Origin of the sequence: Leifsonia sp. Root1293, assembly GCF_001425325.1 — a bacterium.
In the GTDB taxonomy this organism is placed as follows: Bacteria; Actinomycetota; Actinomycetes; order Actinomycetales; family Microbacteriaceae; genus Orlajensenia.
Genome location: NZ_LMEH01000002.1, coordinates 134,300 through 151,279, shown reverse-complemented (window position 1 = coordinate 151,279; position 16,980 = coordinate 134,300). Strand labels below are relative to the sequence as shown.

Sequence of the window (16,980 nt, the reverse complement as noted above, 5' to 3'; positions counted from 1 at the left end):
GTCGTGTCGCGCAGACCGGCCTCTCACTCCGGTCGGCCTCGCTGGACCTCGAGCTCCCATATACTGTCTGAACGATCGGTCACTAAATAGACCCACGACCTGATTTTCGCGAGCAATGAAGCTGACACGGGAGGGGAGCGATCATGCCCGAGGCCTATCTCGTCGGCGGTGTTCGCACTCCCGTCGGTCGTTACGGCGGGGTGCTGTCCGGCGTCCGGGCCGACGATCTCGCTGCCCTGGTGGTGCGCGCTGCCGTCGACCGGTCGGGCATCGACCCGGCCGTGCTCGACGAGGTCATGCTGGGGGCCGCGAACCAGGCCGGCGAGGACAACCGCAACGTGGCGCGCATGGCGGTGCTCCTGGCTGGACTGCCTGACTCGGTGCCGGGGATCACGGTCAATCGGCTGTGCGCATCGGGGATGTCGGCGATAACGATGGCCTCTCAGGCGATCCGCTGCGGCGACGCCGACGTCATCGTCGCCGGCGGGGTGGAGTCGATGACGCGAGCACCCTGGGTGCAGGCCAAGCCGGAGAAGGCCTTCGCGAAGCCCGGCGCGCAGTTCGACACCTCGATCGGCTGGCGCTTCACGAACCCACGGCTCGCTGCGCGTGACAAGGCGACGTTCTCGATGCCCGAGACCGCCGAGGAGGTGGCCCGCGTCGACGGGATCAGCCGGGCGGATGCCGATGCCTTCGCCCTGTCCAGTCACCAGCGTGCCGTCGCGGCGATCGATGCCGGGCACTTCGACGAAGAGATCGTCGGCGTGCAGACGGCGCGCGGGGTCGTCAGTGTCGACGAGGGTCCGCGTCGCGAGACGAATCTCGACGCCCTCGCCGCACTCCGCCCTGTCGTCGAGGGTGGATCGGTGGTCACGGCAGGCAACGCCAGCTCCCTGAATGACGGCTCGTCCGCCATCGTCGTCGCCAGCGGTGAGGCCGTCAAGCGCCACGGACTCACACCCCGGGCGCGCATCGTCGTCGGGACCTCGGCCGCGCTCGCCCCCGAACTCATGGGCCTCGGTCCGGTGCCGGCAACGCAGCTGGCCCTCGCCCGCGCCGGGTTGACCGTCGGCGACATCGGAGCCGTCGAGCTGAACGAGGCTTTCGCCAGCCAGTCGCTTGCCTGCATCCGTCGTCTCGGCCTCGACCCGGCAATCATCAACGCCGACGGAGGCGCCATCGCGCTGGGGCATCCGCTCGGCTCCAGCGGATCCCGCCTGATCGTGACCCTCCTCGGGCGCATGGAGCGCGAAGACGTGCGCTACGGCCTCGCCACCATGTGCGTCGGGGTGGGCCAGGGCACGGCCATGATCGTGGAGCGGATGCCGTGAGCCTCGCGATCGAGTATCAAGACGACCGCGTCGTGGCCACGCTCGACCGGCCCGAGCGCCGCAATGCGATCGATCAGGAGACCATCGACGCCCTCCACTCCGTGTGTGCGGAGTTGGAGCGGCATCCGCGCATCCTGATCCTGACGGGCTCTGGCGGGGTGTTCGCATCGGGGGCCGACATCGCCGAGCTTCGCGAGCGGAGGGCGGCCGATGCCCGCGCCGGCATCAACGCCAACGCCTTCGACCGCATCGCGCGCCTCGAGCTGCCCGTGATCGCCGCCGTCGACGGCTACGCACTGGGTGGCGGAGCGGAGCTCGCCTACGCCGCCGACATCCGCATCGCCTCGACGACGGCGCGGTTCGGCAATCCGGAGACCGGGCTCGGCATCATCGCGGCGGCCGGGGCCTCGTGGCGGCTGCCCGAGATCGTCGGGCGGGCCCGGGCGACCGAACTGCTCCTGACCGGACGCACCATCAGTGCGCCCGAGGCGCTGGCGATCGGGCTGGTGTCGGCGCTGCACGAACCGGCCGACCTGATGGGTGCGGCGCACGCCATCGCCGACGGCATCTCCGCCCGCGACCGCGCCGCCACCATCGCGATGAAGCGTGCCATCTCGGCGCCCCGTGACCGGCATCCGGAGATCGACCTCGAACTGCAGGCCGAACTGTTCGAGAGCCCGGAGAAGGAGCGCCGTATGACGGACTTCCTCGAACGGCGCAAGCGATGACCGCCACGGACCTGCCCGGGGTCGTCGGCGTGCTCGGCGGCGGGCGCATGGGCTCCGGCATCGCCCACGCCTTCGTGCTGGCCGGATGCCGCGTGATCGTCGTCGAGCGCGACAGTGCCGCGGCCGATGCCGCATCCGCCAGCATCCGTTCCTCTCTCGACGCGAGCGTGGCCCGGGGATCGACGACCTCTCCGCTGACTGAACTCGTCGCGGCGGTGCGGACGACGACAGATGTCGCAGCCTTCGCCGACGCCGGACTCGTGATCGAGGCCGTGCCGGAGGACTTCGACGTGAAGCGCTCGGCCCTCCGTCGCGTCGAGGCCGTGGTCGCGCCCGGTGCCGCCATCGCCACCAACACGTCGTCGATGTCGATCGACGCCCTGGCCGACGAGCTCGCGCGGCCGGCGCGCTTCATCGGACTGCACTTCTTCAATCCGGTGCCGGCATCGAAGCTCGTCGAGATCGTCGTCGGAACGGCGACGGATGACGCCCTCGTCGCCCGCGCCGCAGCCTGGGTGGGCGCGCTCGGGAAGACGGCGGTGACAGTCCGAGACGCGCCGGGCTTCGCCTCGTCGCGTCTGGGAGTCGCTCTCGGCCTCGAGGCGATCCGCCTGCTCGAGGATGGCGTCGCGTCGGCAGCAGACATCGACGCTGCGATGACCTTGGGATACCGGCATCCGGTCGGGCCGCTCGAGACCACCGACATCGTCGGGCTCGACGTGCGCCTCGGGATCGCGGAGTACCTGCACCGTCAGCTCGGACCTCGGTTCGAACCGCCCCAGCTGCTGCGTCGCCTCGTCGCCGAGGGCAAGCTCGGCCGCAAGACCGGTCAGGGCTTCTATGTCTGGACCGATGGACAGAAGGAGATCAGATGAGTGTCGTACTGCCCAGCTTCGTGAATGGAGCCTGGTGGACGCCGGCCACCGCCGAGGGCGCGACCGCGGTGCGCGACGCGTCGACCGGGGAGACCGTCGCACAGGTCTCGACCGACGGCCTCGATCTCGCGGCCGCCCTCGAATACGCCCGCACGACGGGGCAGGCGAGCCTCGGCGAGCTCACCTTCCACCAGCGCGCCGTGCTCCTCAAGCAGATGGCCCTCGCCCTCACGGAGCGGAAGGCGGAGCTCTACGAGATCTCGGCGCGAACGGGAGCGACGAAGGCCGACTCCTGGGTCGACATCGACGGCGGCATCGGTGTGCTCTTCACTTACTCGTCGAAGGGTCGTCGCGAATTGCCGAACACGCGGGTCTACGTCGACGGCGCCGTGGAGCAGCTCTCGAAGGACGGCTCCTTCATCGGACGCCACATCTACACGCGGCTGCCCGGCGTCGCCGTGCAGATCAACGCGTTCAACTTCCCGGTCTGGGGATCGCTGGAGAAGTACGCTCCGGCGTTCCTGGCTGGCGTGCCGTCCCTGGTGAAGCCGGCCACGCCGACCGGCTACCTCGCGGAGGCGTTCGTGCGCATCCTCGACGAATCGGGACTGCTGCCGGCGGGATCGCTGCAACTCGTCTCCGGCAGCGTTCCCGACCTGTTCGAGCACCTCCGCCTCGGAGACCTCGTCGCATTCACGGGCAGCGCCTCCACCGCGGATCGCCTGCGTTCGCACGCCAGCGTGCAGACCGGCGGCGTGCGATTCACGAACGAGACCGACTCCATCAACGCGTCCATCCTCGGAACGGATGCCGGCGCAGGCACGCCCGAGTTCGATGCCTACGTGCGTCAGCTGGTCACGGAGATGACGTCGAAGGCCGGGCAGAAGTGCACGGCCATCCGGCGGGCGCTCGTGCCGACGGCATCCGTCGACGCCGTCATCGACGCCGTGCGCTCCCGCATCGGCGAGCGCATCGTCGTCGGCGACCCGCGCACCGACGGCGTGACCATGGGGCCGCTCGCGTCCCTCGAGCAGCGCGACGAGGTGCTGCGCCAGGTCGGGCGACTGGTCGAGGCCGGAGGTGACCTCGTGATCGGCACGGGTGCGGCAGAGCCCGGACCGGGCGCTTTCGTCTCGCCGATGCTGCTGCGCTTCCAGAACACCCTGGATGACGCCGTCCACACGATCGAGGCCTTCGGGCCGGTGTCGTCGATCATCGGCTACGACAGCCTCGACCAGGCAGCCGACCTGGTGGCGCGCGGCGGTGGATCGCTGGTGACGAGCATCGCCACCCACGACACGGCCATCGCCGCAGAGCTGGCCGGGCGCATCTCGGCCTTCAACGGACGCGTGCTCCTGCTCGACCGGGACGACGCGCGGTCGTCGACCGGGCACGGATCGCCGTTGCCCCAGCTCGTGCACGGCGGGCCGGGCCGAGCCGGTGGAGGAGAGGAGCTCGGCGGCATCCGTGCGGTGCTGCACCACATGCAGCGCACGGCCGTGCAGGGTTCTCCCGAGATGCTGACCGCCCTCACGGGCATCTGGCACGCCGGCGCCGCAGCCAGGCCGGGCGGGCGGCATCCGTTCCGCAAGAGCCTGGCGGAACTCGTCATCGGCGATCAGGTGGTGTCGGGATCGCGCGAGGTGAGCCTCGACGACATCGAGACCTTCGCCCGCTTCACCGGCGACACCTTCTACGCCCACATGGACGAGGTTGCGGCCGAGGCGAACCCCTTCTTCCCGGGGCGGGTCGCCCACGGGTACCTGCTGGTGTCTTGGGCGGCGGGACTCTTCGTCGACCCTGAGCCCGGACCCGTACTGGCCAACTCCGGCCTGGAGAATCTGCGCTTCGTCACGCCGGTGTCTCCGGGGGACTCCATCCGGGTCGAGCTCACTGCCAAGCAGATCACTCCGCGCGAGACGGACGAGTACGGAGAGGTGCGCTGGGACGCCGTGCTACTCAATCAGAACGACGAGCTGGTCGCCAGCTACGACGTGCTGACCCTCGTCGCCAAGGAGCCTGCGGCGGCGTAGCAGGCTCGATGTCGTCGTGCCGCTGTGCCGCTGTGCCGCTGTGCCGCTGTGCCGCTGTGCCGCTGTGCCGACGGATGCCGACGGATGCGGCGCGGCCGTGATCAGGCGCGCTGGCGGAGTCCGTCGAGTGCGACGGCCACGACGTCGGCCGCGAGCTGGTCGGCATCCTCCGGCCCGCCCGGGCGGTACCACTCGACGATCGAGTTGATCATCCCGAACAACAACCGCTCGACCACCCGCACATCGATGTCGTCGCGAAGCGATCCCTCGTCGCGGGCCCGGCCCACGAGCTCGGTCACGGATCGGTCGAAGGCGCGTCGTCGTGCCAGCGCGCGCCGCTCGACGTCGGTGTTGCCGCGCACCCGGAGCAGCAGCGTGACGGAGGGGAGTTCGTCGACCAGCACGTGCACGGCTCCGCGGAGCACCAGCTCGAGGCGATCGGCGGCGCTCCCCGCTGCGGCATCCGAGGCGGCGAGAACGCCCTCCAGAGCGCTGAGGGCACGGTCGAGCGCGCTCTCCAGCAGGGCCTCCTTCGACGGGAAGTGGTGGTAGATCGCCGACTTCGAGATGCCGAGGCGCTCGGCGAGCACGGCGATGGACGTCGCGTCGTAGCCGTATTCGTTGAACGCGGCGACGGCGACGTCGAGCACGGCCGCCTGGTCGTAGCCGGGGCGTCCACGGCGGGCAGCGGCGGGCGGGCTCTCGGTGTGGCTCGTCATCGTGCTCCAGTGTGCCACGTGGTGACCGAACGGTCGGTCACGTGGGTGCCCCCACGGCGTCAGTGCTCCTCGGAGCCCTCGGCGGGCGCGCGGCGCGTCGAGATCGACCGGCCCCGGAACTCCGCGACGGGGGTGCCGTCGTCGGCCGTGACGGACACGTCGTACAGTCCGGTGCGACCGCTCCGCACGACTCGACGCGCTGTAGCGGTCAGTGTCTGCCCGGCGCGAGTCGACGACAGGAAGGTGATGTCGGCCCCGGCGGCCACGGTCACCGATTCGTCTTCGTTGCAGGCGATGGCGAATGCCGTGTCGGCGAGGGCGAACACCATGCCGCCGTGCGTGATGGCGAAGCCGTTCGTCATGTCGTCGCGAACGAGCATCGAGACGACGGCCAGGCCGGGTTCGTCACGCTCAACCACCATGCCGAGCGCGGCCGAGGCGCGATCACGCTGCATCATGGCCCGGGACGAGGTCGCGCCGGCATCCGTCATGACGTCCTCCTCGATGGGCGGGGTCGCGTTGCCGACCGCGGAAACCGACTATATACTAACTGAACGATCGGTTGGTAATGCCGATCACAACCGAGGAGTCGACGATGACCACCCCCGCAGACCTCACCGCCGTGGCGACCGAGCCGACGCCGGAGGAGGATCAGTTCGCCGCCATCATCGAGGCCGACGGGCGCATCGAGCCGCGCGACTGGATGCCCGACGCCTACCGCAGAACGCTCGTGCGGCAGATCTCCCAGCACGCCCACTCCGAGATCATCGGGATGCAGCCGGAGGCCAACTGGATCACCCGGGCGCCGAGCCTCAAGCGCAAGGCCATCCTCATGGCCAAGGTGCAGGACGAGGCCGGACACGGGCTCTACCTCTACTCGGCGGCGCAGACGCTGGGAACGACGCGCGACGACATGATGGACGCGCTGATCGCCGGCAAGGCGCGGTACTCGTCGATCTTCAACTACCCGACGCCCACATGGGCGGACATGGGCGCGATCGGGTGGTTGGTCGACGGAGCCGCGATCTGCAACCAGGTTCCGCTCTGCCGGGCGTCGTACGGACCCTACGGCCGCGCGATGGTGCGCATCTGCAAGGAGGAGTCGTTCCACCAGCGGCAGGGGTTCGAGATCCTGCTCGAGCTCATGCGGGGGACGCCGGCTCAGCAGCGGATGGCGCAGGATGCCGTCGATCGCTGGTACTGGCCATCCCTGCAGATGTTCGGACCGCCCGACGACCAGTCGCCCAACTCGGCGCAGTCGATGGCATGGAACATCAAGCGCTTCACGAACGATGAACTCCGCCAGCGCTTCGTCGGCATGCTCGTTCCCCAGGCCGAGGTGCTCGGCGTCACGCTTCCCGACCCCGAGTTGACACTCGATGAGGCGACCGGCCGCTACGTCATGAGCGAGATCGACTGGACCGAGTTCCACGAGGTGCTGGCCGGGCGGGGGCCGATGAACGCCGAGCGCCTGAAGCGTCGCCGGGAGGCCCACGAGGACGGCGCGTGGGTGCGGGAGGCCGCAGCCGCCTACGCCGCGAAGCGTTCGCAGGAGGCTGCCGCATGAGCACCCCGGGTCAGTCCGCGGCCGAGCCGTGGCCGCTGTGGGAGGTCTTCGTCCGAGCCGGGCGCGGCCTCAGCCATGTGCACGTCGGATCGCTGCACGCGCCCGACGCCGAGATGGCCGTGCGCAATGCCCGGGACGTGTACACCCGCCGCAATGAGGGGGTGTCGGTCTGGGTGGTACCGGCCGATGCGATCACGACGAGCGACCCCGATGCGAAGGGCGCCTGGTTCGAGAGCCCGGCCGGCAAGAACTACAGGCATGCCAGCTACTACACCGCCAGCGAGGGGGTGAAGCACCTGTGAGCACCCCCACCCCCACCCCCACCTCCGCTGATCGAGGAGCGACAGCCCCCGCCCCCGCTGATCGAGTAGCGACAGCCCCCGCCTCCGCTGATCGAGTAGCGGCCGACGGAGGCGGACGCGTATCGAGATCACCCCAGACAGCCGAACCCCACGGCGAGGTCTCCGTCGATCAGATCACCCTGTCGGCGGAGCTGGCGGGCGAGATCGATGCCGTCGCATCCGCCGACGTCGCCGAGTACGCGCTCTGGCTCGGGGATGACGCCCTCGTGCTCGCCCAGCAACTCGGATGGTGGATCTCGCGCGCACCTGAGCTCGAGGAGGACGTCGCGCTCGGAAACATCGGGCTCGACCTCATCGGCCACGCGCGGTCGCTGCTCCGGTACTCGGGCACCGCGACCGCGCGCACCGAGGACGACCTGGCGTACTGGCGCGACGAACCCGAGTTCCGCAGCGCCTGGCTGTTCGAGCAGCCGAACGGCGACTTCGCCCACACGATCGCCCGCCAGCTCATCGCCTCGATCTACCTCGTCGAACTGTATTCGCGCCTGCGGGCGTCCCAGGATGCGACCTTGGCCGCCATCGCGGAGAAGGCGGTGAAGGAGGTCGACTACCACCGCGACCACGCCACGCAGTGGACTCTCCGGCTGGCCCTCGGCACGGAGGAATCCCGCCGACGCATGACCATCGCGCTCGCCGACCTCTGGCCCTACGTCGACGAACTGTTCGTCGACGAGCCCCTGATCGACCGGCTCGAGGGCGTGGCCGTGCGGCCGTCGACCATCCGGACGGCTTTCGACGCCGTCATCGATCCCGTCCTCGACGAGGCGCAACTCGCGCGCCCCGCTGGCTTCATCGCCGCGTGCGGGGGTCGGGCCGGCAGGCACTTCCCCACGCTGGGGTACGTGCTCGCCGAGATGCAGGTGCTCGCCCGGCAGCATCCGGGGGCATCATGGTGACTCGCGCCTGGGCCGTCGCCGCCACCATCGTCGACCCCGAGATCCCGGTGCTCACGATCGAGGACCTGGGCATCCTGCGGGCCGTCGATGAGGACGGGTCGTCCGTGCGCGTGCGCATCACCCCCACCTACAGCGGATGCCCGGCCGTCGACGCCATCCGTGACGACGTGACCGATGCCCTCCGCGCATCGGGCTACGACGAGGTGACCGTCGAGCTCGTCCTCGCTCCGGCGTGGACCACCGACTGGATGAGCGAGAACGGGAAGCAGAAGCTGCGCGACTACGGGATCGCCGCACCGAGCGGTCTCGCCGCGGCACGCCCATCGGGGCCGGTCCGGGTGAGGCTGACGGTGAAGTGCCCACGCTGCGACTCCCTCGACACCCGGGAGATCGCCCGGTTCGGCTCCACCTCCTGCAAGGCGCTCTACGAATGCCGCGCCTGTCTGGAGCCGTTCGACTACTTCAAGGTGCTGTGATGGCCGCCAGGAACCTGGGGGCGGCCGCGGCAGCGACGTCCACAGCATCCGCCCGCCGTCGCGCGCGATTCCACGAACTCGAGGTCTCCGAGGTGCGGCCACTCACCGCAGACAGTGTCGAGGTCACCTTCGCCGTGCCCGACGCCCTGACCGGAGAGTACGACTACCTGCCCGGTCAACACGTGGCCCTCAGGGCGATCATCGACGGGCACGAGCTCCGCCGCAGCTACTCCATCTGTCGCCCACCCCACCGCGCTGGTGCGATGACGAGCATCTCCGTCGCCATCAAGCGCGACCTGGGCGGCCGGTTCTCCAGCTGGGCGAACAGCGAACTGCACGCCGGAGACCGGATCGACGTGATGAGTCCGCAGGGCACCTTCACCACCTCGCTCGCGGACTTCGACGGTCGGCACATCGTGGGCATCGCCGCCGGATCGGGCATCACCCCGCTCATGTCGCTAGCCCAGACCGTGCTCTCCACCTCGGAGACGGCACGCTTCACGCTCGTCTACACGAATCGGTCGAGCCTCGACGTGATGTTCCTCGACGACCTGGGAGACCTCAAGGACCGATATCCCACGAGGCTCGCGCTGCATCACGTGCTTTCGCGCGAGCAGCGGACGGCGCCCCTGCTCTCCGGGCGCATCGACGAGGACAAGCTGCGCCGGATGCTCGACGTGCTCATTCCGCCGACGACCGTCGACGAATGGTTCCTGTGCGGGCCGTTCGACCTCGTCCAACTCTGTCGCGACACACTCGAGAGCGTCGGCGTCGAGCGTTCCCACGTTCGATTCGAGCTGTTCACAACCGGAGAGGAGAACAGGCCGACCGGTGATCGCGGTCGGCCCGTCGTGGTGCGCGCCGGCGATGAGGTCGTGCGCATCGAGTTCTCCCTCGACGGACAGTCCACGACCGTCGAGAGTCCCGTCGGTGCTCATGAGTCGATCCTGAACGCCGCCCTGCGCGTGCGACCCGACGTTCCCTTCGCCTGTGCGGGTGGAGTCTGCGGCACCTGTCGGGCCCGCATCCTGGAGGGCAGCGTGCAGATGACCGAGAACTACGCGCTCGAACCCGACGAGCTGGAGCGCGGCTACATCCTCACCTGCCAGTCCCACCCCACGACGGAGCGCGTGCTCGTCGACTACGACGTCTAGGAGCCCCATGATCGAGCTGACCATCGCCGACGGCATAGCCGAAGTCGTCCTGAATGCGCCAGAGCGGATGAACGCTCTCGATCCGGCGGCGCTCGCCGAACTGCTGGAGGCCTATGTCGAGGCTGAGCGCTCCGGCGTTCGCGCCCTCGTGCTCCGTGGGGAGGGTCGCGCGTTCTGCGCCGGCCGTGACATCGCGAACGTCGACCCGGCGACCGACGATGTGCTCGGCTACCTCGGCGACCTCGTCACGCCTCTTCTCGAACAGATGAGCCGCTTCCCGGCGCCCACCTTCGCCACCGCCCACGGCGCGTGCCTGGGCGTCGGCCTCGGCCTGCTCATCGCGACGGATGTCGTCTACGTCGCTGAGACTGCGAAGATCGGTTCCCCGTTCGCCAAGCTCGGCGCGACCCTCGACTCCGGCGGGCACGCCCTGTTCTTCGAGAGGCTCGGGGCCCACAAGACCCTCGACCTGATCTACACCGGTCGGCTCATGAGCGGCACGGAGGCTGTCACGTCCGGGCTCTTCTCCCAGGTGCTGCCTGACGACCAGGTGCTCGAGTCGACCCGGGCGGCTGCCCGTGGGGCGGCATCCGGTGCCACTCGGGCCTTCCTGGAGAGCAAGCGTCTGGTCGCAGCCCTGCGTGATGAACGCCTGGGGCTCTGGCGGTCGATGGATGCGGAGAACCGTGCCCAGGCTGCACTCTGCGCAACAGCGGACTACCGGGAGGGCTTCGCTGCCTTCCGCGAGAAGCGTCGGCCGGTCTTCACCGGACGTGGCTGAGCCCGGCGCTCTCCGCTCATTGCACGACGTGCTCGACGCCCTGCCCTACGTCGATCACCACGCCTACGAACGACGGCACGACCGCGGACATCGCCGTCTGGAGCGTGTCGATCGGCGGAACCGAGCCGTCGTCGGTCGTGACGTCGATCGTGGCCGTGAGGCCGCTCCATGCGACGGCGTAGGTGCGTGCGCCCTCCTCGCCGTCGAGCCAGTCCTCCGTCGTCTGCTGGATGGCGACTCCCCACCGGGCCGTGGCGATCGAGAGCACCGAATTGACCGCGAGCGGCACGGCGATGATCGCGGTGAGCACGGCAACGACCGTATAGGCCCGTCGACGGTTCGCGCTCGGCGACGAGCTCGGATCACGGGAGTACCCGGCCACGGTGAAGACGACGCTGCCCGCGATGACCAGTGCCACGACGTTGGAGAGGAAGAGGACGAGGGCGCCAGCGGCATCCTGCCAGAGCCCCTGTCCGACGCACACGCCGACGACGCCGAGGGGAGGGACGAGCGAGATCGCGATGGCCACACCAGGAAGGATGGCGCTCAAGTCCTTCCTGCTCATCGCGAACCCGCCGGCCAGCCCGGTGGCGAGCGCCGCGACCAGGTCCATGAGGCTGGGAGACGTTCGTCCGACCACCTGGGAGTTGGCGGCGAGGCTCTCGGGTGTGGCCACGAACGCTGCGAAGGCGAGTCCGAGCAGAACGACGACGACGACACCCGCGAGAACCCACCCGATCGACCGCACGACGAGCCCCAGATGCCCGGTGACGATGCCGAGACCGATTCCCAGGATCGGGGTGCCGAGCGGCGCGATGATCATCGCGCCGATCACGGTGGCTGTCGAGTCGGTCAGGATGCCGGCGATCGCGATCGTTCCGGCGAGAACCAGCATGATGAGGAACGCGCTGCGCTTGCTCAAGCTGTTGCCGCTGTCGAGGTCGAGGGCATCGATCAGGAACTCGACGGGCTGGCGCTTCGATGGCGGTATGAGGGCATCGACAAGACGAGACATGACGGCTCCAATCGAACGGTGCTGCGTTCATGCTGGCACGCTCAGGCCGCCGAAAGCACTCACCGAGTCGAGTCGCCCAAGTTCGTCGCCAACGCATCCGTTTCGACGCGCGGATGCGACGAACTTGGGCGAGTCAGCGAAGGAAGAGTGAAGCTCCACCGCGCAATGGAGCGGATGACGGGAATCGAACCCGCGCTATCAGCTTGGGAAGCTGAAGTTCTGCCATTGAACTACATCCGCGTTACGGCAGTGAAGCCGTGCGAGAAATACTAGCAACCGCGCCGTTAGGCTGACGACGTGCTTCTCTCCGACCGTGACATCAAGGCCGATCTCGCCGCCGATCGCATCAGTCTCGAGCCCTACGACGAGGCGATGGTGCAGCCCTCGTCGATCGATGTGCGACTCGACCGCTTCTTCAGGCTGTTCGACAACCACAAGTACCCGTTCATCGATCCGGCAGAAGACCAGCCGGAGCTCACCCACCTCATCGAGGTGGCTCCCGACGAGCCGTTCATCCTGCACCCCGGCGAGTTCGTGCTCGGCAGCACGTACGAAGCCGTCACCCTTCCCGACGACATCGCCGCCCGCCTGGAGGGCAAGTCGTCGCTCGGCCGCCTCGGTCTGCTGACGCACTCCACCGCCGGCTTCATCGACCCCGGGTTCTCGGGCCACGTGACCCTCGAGCTCTCGAACGTCGCGACGCTGCCCATCAAACTCTGGCCCGGCATGAAGATCGGCCAGATGTGCTTCTTCAGGCTGACGTCGCCGGCGGAGAAGCCCTACGGGTCGGCGGAGTACTCCTCGCGCTACCAGGGACAGCGCGGGCCGACGGCATCCCGTTCGTTCCAGAACTTCCATCGCACGGATGTCTCCGCCACCGAGGCCGGTCGCCCCGGCGCCTGACTACGAAGACCTACGCGGGCGAGAACGGCTGGTACTCGTAGCCCGATTCGTCGAGGATCGCCACAGTCGCCTCCGGCACCTCGATGAAGGCGCCGGGCAGGTCGGTCAACGGCTCGGAGACCACCACGCGCGCCCGGGAGCCGAAGACGTCGAGGCGCTCGGCGTCGGGATACAGCTCCCGCAGCGCGGAGATCTCAGCGGAGTGGAACAGCGTGCGGGTGCGGCCCTCGGTCGAATACCGGAACGCCCACAGGGTCTTGCCGTTCGACACGGCCACGGTGCCCTGCATCGGGAACTCGATCCCGTGAGCGCGCCCGACGCTCTCGACCATCCGCACAGCAGCGGCCATCCCGGCGATGGGGTCGTCTCGGAGCCCGAGGGTGAGCGCCAGGTGGAAGAGCACCTCGGAATCGGTGGTGCCGTGGATCAGCGGATACAGCGACGGGTCGACCGCGAATGTGAGGTCGCGCTTCATCGCCGTGAACCCGCTGAGGAATCCGTTGTGCATGAACAGCCAGTTCTCGTAGCGGAACGGGTGGCAATTCGTCTGCTGGATGGGGGGACCGCCAGCCGCTCGCACGTGGGCGAAGAACAACGGGCTCTCCACCGCGTGCGTGATCTCGCGCAGGTTCTCGTCGTGCCAGGCAGGCTCGATGCTGTGGAAGATGGCCGGGATGCCGCCGGTTCGGTTGTCGCGCGGATACCAGCCGAACCCGAAGCCGTCTCCGTTCACGGTCTCAGCACCGAGGGGGGAGTTCAGCGACTGCGCCACGAGGGAGTGCTTCGCATCCAGGATCAGAGTGGACGGTTGGATCGGTTCACCCGAATAAGCCAGCCAACGGCACATGAAGCCACCTCCGTGATCGTCATCGATGCTCGTGATGCTACTCGCGATGCGTGAACGCGCCACCCGAGGGGTTCCATCCGTCCCGCCGCATCCGCTCGCCACCTGTGGTCGGGTCGGCAGCGCCGGCTCGCCATGTGTGGTCGCTCCACGCTCCGGCGAGCGACCACAAGTGGCGAGCGGGCGGGCGTAGGCCCGCCGCCGAGGCGTCCCCCGACGACACCTGTCCGTAACCCGGGCCGGGTATCGTCGGAGTATGAGCCCCGTCTCCACGTCCGCGTTCACGGCGGCCCTCGTCGCCGACGGGCCCGCGCCCGAGAGCAGCGTGTACGCGCGCGGCTTCGGCTCGCTGGTCGGCTCGTGGGATGTGAAGGGCCGACGCCTCGATGAGGCATCCGGCACCTGGAGGGAACGGCAGTTCACCTGGATCGTCTCCTTCATCCTCGGCGGCCACGCCATCCAGGATGTCGAGGTGGTGCCCAGCGCCGACGATCCCGAGGTGATGGAGACTCTCGCGACGGGCGTGCGTGTCTACGATCCGGATGCCGGCCTCTGGCGTGTGAGCTTCTTCGCTCCGCAGACCGGCGACTTCTGCCACCTCGTGGCGAGCACGCACCGCGACGGCATCCGCCAGGACGGATCGCAGACCGACGAACGACCGATCCGATGGAACTTCAGCGCGATCACCGAGACCAGCTACACCTGGGATGCCTGGGTCTCGAACGACGGCGGACGCACGTGGGAGCTCACCGAGCACAACGAGGCCGTGCGGATCAGCTGACGCCGCTCACGGGATGATGCGTTCGCGCGCGCCGGTAGGGTCAGGCGTCGCGGACGTATGAGGACAGCGGCGGACCCGGATGCACGACGGCGTTGACGATCGCCTCGATGGCGAATTCGCTCACGTCGGCGAGATCGACGGCGGAGGGATCGAGCAGCCACTGCAGTTGCAGGCCGTCCATCACCGCGAGGATCGATGCCGACGCCTGATCGATCCTGACGGAGTCGCGCACGTTCTCCTGGGCGCACAACTCGCGGAATGCCCCGTCGACGTCGTTGCGGAGCACGCGATAGCGCTTCTCGAAGTACTCGCGGGCGGCGTGACCGTCGGTGACCGACTCGGCGGAGAGCACCGTGTAGGCCTGAACGATGCCCGGGCGCAGCGAGTTCCGCAGTGCAGTGCCGACGAGGTGGAGGAACAGCGCTGGGCCCCCGGGAATGTGGCGCTCCGCCAGGGCGGCGACGTCGTCCCGATCGCGGTATTCGAGCACCTCCAGCAGGAGACGCTGCTTCGATCCGAAGTGGTGCAGCACGCCTGCGTGGGTCATCCCGACCTCGTCGGCGATATCGGCGAGGGTTCCGTTCGTCGATCCTTTTGCGCCGAAGATGTCGAGCGCGGCGCGGAGGATCTCGGTGCGTCTGCGCTCCGTCTCAGGACGCGCATTGCTTGTGTTCGCGGTACTCATGACACTCCGTCGGCCTCTGCTTGTGTAAGTGAAATACTATCCAGTACTCTCTGTTCAACTTACTTACTAGCAAGTAAGTAAATGACCGGTCGATCGGTCCACCCCGCACAGAGGGACACATCGATGTGTCCCACGAAGGAGAAGCAATGAGGCTCAAGAATCACCTGATCGTGGGGGGCGCAGTCCTCGCGCTCAGCGCGCTCGCACTCACCGGATGCTCTGCACCGTCATCCGGTGACGACAAGACCGCCAGCTCGGGCTCGCTCACGATCGCGAAGCCTGACGGCTCCGCCGTCCTCGCCACGCAGATCAACAACCCGTTCATCACCACCGGCTCGGGCATGTCCCTCGGATACGACCGGATGATCTACGAACCGCTCGCCATCGTGAACCCCGTCGGCAAGAACGAGACGACCCCCTGGTTGGCATCGAAGGTGGAGTGGAACAGTGACTACACCCAGCTGACCGTCACTCCGCGTGCGGACGTCAAGTGGAACGACGGAAAGCCGTTCACGGCTGACGACATCATCTTCACCTTCACCATGATCAAGAACACCCCTGCTCTCGACCTCGCGGGTCTGAAGCTCGACGACATCAAGAAGGACGGCGAGAACGTCGTCATGACCTTCAGCGAGTCGAAGTTCGTCAAGCAGGGCGATGTCCTGCAGACCACCATCGTGCCCGAGCACCTGTGGAAGGACATCAAGGACCCCTCGAAGGACCCGGTCAAGGACGCGGTCGGCACCGGCCCGTACACGGTCGACAGCTTCTCGTCGCAGGGCGTCGTGCTGAAGGCCCGCACCGACTACTGGGGCGGCGCGGTTCCTGTCGCAACGCTCAAGTACCTCGAGTACAACGACAACACCGGCCTGCTTCGCGCGCTGCAGAGCGGCGAGACGGACTGGGCGCAGATCTTCATCACGGACTACCAGACGAACTACGTCGACAAGGACCCTGAGCACAACGTCTTCTGGGGTGCCAACATCCTCAGCCCGGACATGATCCTGGTCAACACGACGAAGGCCCCGTTCGACGACGTGGCATTCCGCAAGGCCGTGAACATGGTCATCGACCGCAAGGCCCACGCCGAGAAGGCCCGCAGCAACGCCGGCCCCGAACTGACGAACGTCACGGGCATCCCCCAGCCGACTGGCGACCAGTACATCGCTCCCGAGTACCAGGACGAGACCTTCTCGATCGACGTCGACGGTGCGAAGAAGGTTCTCACCGACGCCGGCTACACCTGGGATGGCGACGCATTGGTCGATCCATCCGGCGCGAAGGTGTCCTTCACGCTGCAGGATCCGCAGGGTTGGAACGACTACGTCACCGGCATCCAGCTGGTCGCGTCGCAGGTCAAGACCGCCCTCGGTGCCGACGCCAAGGTCGCTACTCCCGACGCCAACACGTGGTTCGGGAACATCGCCTCCGGCAACTTCGACGCCGCACTCCACTGGACGGGCTCCGGCTCGAACCCGTGGCACATCTACGACGACACGATGAACGGCGCATACCTCGAGCAGGAGTCGGGCGGCCAGGTTGCCGACAACTTCGGACGATACGACAACCCGGAGGCGACGAAGCTGCTCCAGCAGTACGCCAGCGCATCGGATGACGCGACCCGCACGGATGCGCTCAACAAGCTCCAGAAGATCTTCGTCGAAGACGTGCCCGCCATCCCGATCGGTACCCACCCGACGTTGGGCGAGTACAACACCCGCTCGTTCACCGGTTGGCCCAGCGAGGACAACCAGTACGCGACAGCCGACCCGACGCAGCCGTCGGCGGTCCAGGTCCTGATGAGCCTGAAGCCCGTCAAGTAACCATCCA

At 68.1% G+C, this 16,980-nt stretch carries 18 protein-coding genes and 1 tRNA gene; 13 read left to right on the top strand and 6 right to left on the bottom strand.

Annotated elements, in window-relative coordinates:
- The first annotated feature begins 143 nt into the window (after positions 1 to 143).
- The 4 genes from ASC59_RS12535 to paaZ are packed head-to-tail and all read left to right on the top strand — an operon-like array spanning position 144 to position 4,967.
- Entirely contained in the window at positions 144 to 1,331 is a 1,188-nt protein-coding gene (locus ASC59_RS12535) for a thiolase family protein (protein ID WP_055823651.1), read from the top strand.
- A complete protein-coding gene (locus ASC59_RS12530) occupies positions 1,328 to 2,059 on the top strand; it encodes an enoyl-CoA hydratase/isomerase family protein (protein WP_055823648.1) in 732 nt (243 codons plus the stop codon). Before ASC59_RS12535 ends, ASC59_RS12530 begins: the two co-directional genes overlap by 4 nt.
- Positions 2,056 to 2,934 carry a 3-hydroxyacyl-CoA dehydrogenase family protein gene (locus tag ASC59_RS12525; protein ID WP_055823643.1) on the top strand — a complete coding sequence of 293 codons (879 nt, stop codon included), beginning with the start codon at positions 2,056 to 2,058 and terminating at the stop codon, positions 2,932 to 2,934. The genes ASC59_RS12530 and ASC59_RS12525 overlap by 4 nt, the downstream gene beginning before the upstream one ends.
- The gene (paaZ, locus tag ASC59_RS12520) at positions 2,931 to 4,967 is read left to right on the top strand and encodes a phenylacetic acid degradation bifunctional protein PaaZ (RefSeq protein ID WP_055823639.1); all 2,037 of its coding nucleotides are present in this window, start codon (positions 2,931 to 2,933) and stop codon (positions 4,965 to 4,967) included. Before ASC59_RS12525 ends, paaZ begins: the two co-directional genes overlap by 4 nt.
- Positions 4,968 to 5,068: 101 nt before the next feature.
- Here paaZ and ASC59_RS12515 read toward each other — a convergent pair whose 3' ends face one another.
- Positions 5,069 to 5,686 carry a TetR/AcrR family transcriptional regulator gene (locus ASC59_RS12515; RefSeq protein ID WP_055823637.1) on the bottom strand — a complete coding sequence of 206 codons (618 nt, stop codon included), beginning with the start codon at positions 5,684 to 5,686 and terminating at the stop codon, positions 5,069 to 5,071.
- A 59-nt stretch (positions 5,687 to 5,745) separates the two neighbouring features.
- Positions 5,746 to 6,177 (bottom strand): hydroxyphenylacetyl-CoA thioesterase PaaI, encoded by a 432-nt coding sequence (gene paaI / locus ASC59_RS12510; protein ID WP_082513659.1) that lies wholly within the window; start codon positions 6,175 to 6,177, stop codon positions 5,746 to 5,748.
- Positions 6,178 to 6,281: 104 nt separating this feature from the next.
- Here paaI and paaA point away from each other — a divergent pair, with 104 nt between their 5' ends.
- From paaA to ASC59_RS12480, 6 genes are all read left to right on the top strand, one after another.
- Positions 6,282 to 7,253, top strand: a complete 972-nt coding sequence (paaA, locus tag ASC59_RS12505; RefSeq protein WP_055825439.1) for a 1,2-phenylacetyl-CoA epoxidase subunit PaaA — start codon at positions 6,282 to 6,284, stop codon at positions 7,251 to 7,253.
- Positions 7,250 to 7,555, top strand: a complete 306-nt coding sequence (paaB, locus tag ASC59_RS12500) for a 1,2-phenylacetyl-CoA epoxidase subunit PaaB (protein ID WP_055823634.1) — start codon at positions 7,250 to 7,252, stop codon at positions 7,553 to 7,555. The genes paaA and paaB overlap by 4 nt, the downstream gene beginning before the upstream one ends.
- A 173-nt stretch (positions 7,556 to 7,728) precedes the next feature.
- Positions 7,729 to 8,511, top strand: coding sequence for a 1,2-phenylacetyl-CoA epoxidase subunit PaaC (gene paaC, locus ASC59_RS12495; protein WP_055825436.1), 783 nt, complete (start codon positions 7,729 to 7,731; stop codon positions 8,509 to 8,511).
- Positions 8,505 to 8,987, top strand: a complete 483-nt coding sequence (paaD, locus tag ASC59_RS12490) for a 1,2-phenylacetyl-CoA epoxidase subunit PaaD (RefSeq protein ID WP_055823631.1) — start codon at positions 8,505 to 8,507, stop codon at positions 8,985 to 8,987. Before paaC ends, paaD begins: the two co-directional genes overlap by 7 nt.
- Positions 8,987 to 10,141, top strand: a complete 1,155-nt coding sequence (paaE, locus tag ASC59_RS12485) for a 1,2-phenylacetyl-CoA epoxidase subunit PaaE (protein WP_055823628.1) — start codon at positions 8,987 to 8,989, stop codon at positions 10,139 to 10,141. The genes paaD and paaE overlap by 1 nt, the downstream gene beginning before the upstream one ends.
- Positions 10,142 to 10,148: 7 nt before the next feature.
- The gene (locus ASC59_RS12480; protein WP_055823624.1) at positions 10,149 to 10,922 is read left to right on the top strand and encodes an enoyl-CoA hydratase/isomerase family protein; all 774 of its coding nucleotides are present in this window, start codon (positions 10,149 to 10,151) and stop codon (positions 10,920 to 10,922) included.
- Positions 10,923 to 10,938: 16 nt separating this feature from the next.
- Here the strand turns inward: ASC59_RS12480 and ASC59_RS12475 are convergent, their stop codons facing one another.
- Positions 10,939 to 11,937 carry a TIGR00341 family protein gene (locus tag ASC59_RS12475; protein WP_055823620.1) on the bottom strand — a complete coding sequence of 333 codons (999 nt, stop codon included), beginning with the start codon at positions 11,935 to 11,937 and terminating at the stop codon, positions 10,939 to 10,941.
- A 166-nt stretch (positions 11,938 to 12,103) separates the two neighbouring features.
- Positions 12,104 to 12,177 (bottom strand) — tRNA-Gly (locus ASC59_RS12470).
- A 57-nt stretch (positions 12,178 to 12,234) separates the two neighbouring features.
- On the opposite strand from ASC59_RS12470, the gene dcd reads away from it, so the two are divergent.
- Positions 12,235 to 12,840: a dCTP deaminase gene (gene dcd, locus ASC59_RS12465; protein WP_055823617.1), complete on the top strand. Its 606-nt coding sequence runs from the start codon at positions 12,235 to 12,237 to the stop codon at positions 12,838 to 12,840.
- A gap of 10 nt (positions 12,841 to 12,850) precedes the next feature.
- Here the strand turns inward: dcd and ASC59_RS12460 are convergent, their stop codons facing one another.
- Entirely contained in the window at positions 12,851 to 13,687 is an 837-nt protein-coding gene (locus tag ASC59_RS12460; protein ID WP_055825433.1) for a class II glutamine amidotransferase, read from the bottom strand.
- A gap of 253 nt (positions 13,688 to 13,940) precedes the next feature.
- On the opposite strand from ASC59_RS12460, the gene ASC59_RS12455 reads away from it, so the two are divergent.
- Complete coding sequence (locus ASC59_RS12455) at positions 13,941 to 14,465, top strand: hypothetical protein (protein WP_055823614.1); 525 nt, start codon at positions 13,941 to 13,943, stop codon at positions 14,463 to 14,465.
- Between the two features lie 40 nt (positions 14,466 to 14,505).
- Here ASC59_RS12455 and ASC59_RS12450 read toward each other — a convergent pair whose 3' ends face one another.
- Positions 14,506 to 15,150: a TetR/AcrR family transcriptional regulator gene (locus ASC59_RS12450; protein WP_055823612.1), complete on the bottom strand. Its 645-nt coding sequence runs from the start codon at positions 15,148 to 15,150 to the stop codon at positions 14,506 to 14,508.
- 146 nt (positions 15,151 to 15,296) lie between these two features.
- Here ASC59_RS12450 and ASC59_RS12445 point away from each other — a divergent pair, with 146 nt between their 5' ends.
- Positions 15,297 to 16,973, top strand: coding sequence for an ABC transporter substrate-binding protein (locus tag ASC59_RS12445; protein WP_055823609.1), 1,677 nt, complete (start codon positions 15,297 to 15,299; stop codon positions 16,971 to 16,973).
- Positions 16,974 to 16,980: the final 7 nt, after the last annotated feature.

What these genes read in the sequence shown, in the direction of transcription:
- ASC59_RS12535 (WP_055823651.1), top strand. Translation starts at nt 144, where the DNA reads ATGCCCGAGGCCTATCTCGTCGGCGGTGTTCGCACTCCCGTCGGTCGT.
- ASC59_RS12525 (WP_055823643.1), top strand. Translation starts at nt 2,056, where the DNA reads ATGACCGCCACGGACCTGCCCGGGGTCGTCGGCGTGCTCGGCGGCGGG.
- paaZ (WP_055823639.1), top strand. Translation starts at nt 2,931, where the DNA reads ATGAGTGTCGTACTGCCCAGCTTCGTGAATGGAGCCTGGTGGACGCCG.
- ASC59_RS12515 (WP_055823637.1), bottom strand. Translation starts at nt 5,686, where the DNA reads ATGACGAGCCACACCGAGAGCCCGCCCGCCGCTGCCCGCCGTGGACGC.
- paaI (WP_082513659.1), bottom strand. Translation starts at nt 6,177, where the DNA reads ATGACGGATGCCGGCGCGACCTCGTCCCGGGCCATGATGCAGCGTGAT.
- paaA (WP_055825439.1), top strand. Translation starts at nt 6,282, where the DNA reads ATGACCACCCCCGCAGACCTCACCGCCGTGGCGACCGAGCCGACGCCG.
- paaB (WP_055823634.1), top strand. Translation starts at nt 7,250, where the DNA reads ATGAGCACCCCGGGTCAGTCCGCGGCCGAGCCGTGGCCGCTGTGGGAG.
- paaD (WP_055823631.1), top strand. Translation starts at nt 8,505, where the DNA reads ATGGTGACTCGCGCCTGGGCCGTCGCCGCCACCATCGTCGACCCCGAG.
- paaE (WP_055823628.1), top strand. Translation starts at nt 8,987, where the DNA reads ATGGCCGCCAGGAACCTGGGGGCGGCCGCGGCAGCGACGTCCACAGCA.
- ASC59_RS12480 (WP_055823624.1), top strand. Translation starts at nt 10,149, where the DNA reads ATGATCGAGCTGACCATCGCCGACGGCATAGCCGAAGTCGTCCTGAAT.
- ASC59_RS12475 (WP_055823620.1), bottom strand. Translation starts at nt 11,937, where the DNA reads ATGTCTCGTCTTGTCGATGCCCTCATACCGCCATCGAAGCGCCAGCCC.
- ASC59_RS12460 (WP_055825433.1), bottom strand. Translation starts at nt 13,687, where the DNA reads ATGTGCCGTTGGCTGGCTTATTCGGGTGAACCGATCCAACCGTCCACT.
- ASC59_RS12455 (WP_055823614.1), top strand. Translation starts at nt 13,941, where the DNA reads ATGAGCCCCGTCTCCACGTCCGCGTTCACGGCGGCCCTCGTCGCCGAC.
- ASC59_RS12450 (WP_055823612.1), bottom strand. Translation starts at nt 15,150, where the DNA reads ATGAGTACCGCGAACACAAGCAATGCGCGTCCTGAGACGGAGCGCAGA.
- ASC59_RS12445 (WP_055823609.1), top strand. Translation starts at nt 15,297, where the DNA reads ATGAGGCTCAAGAATCACCTGATCGTGGGGGGCGCAGTCCTCGCGCTC.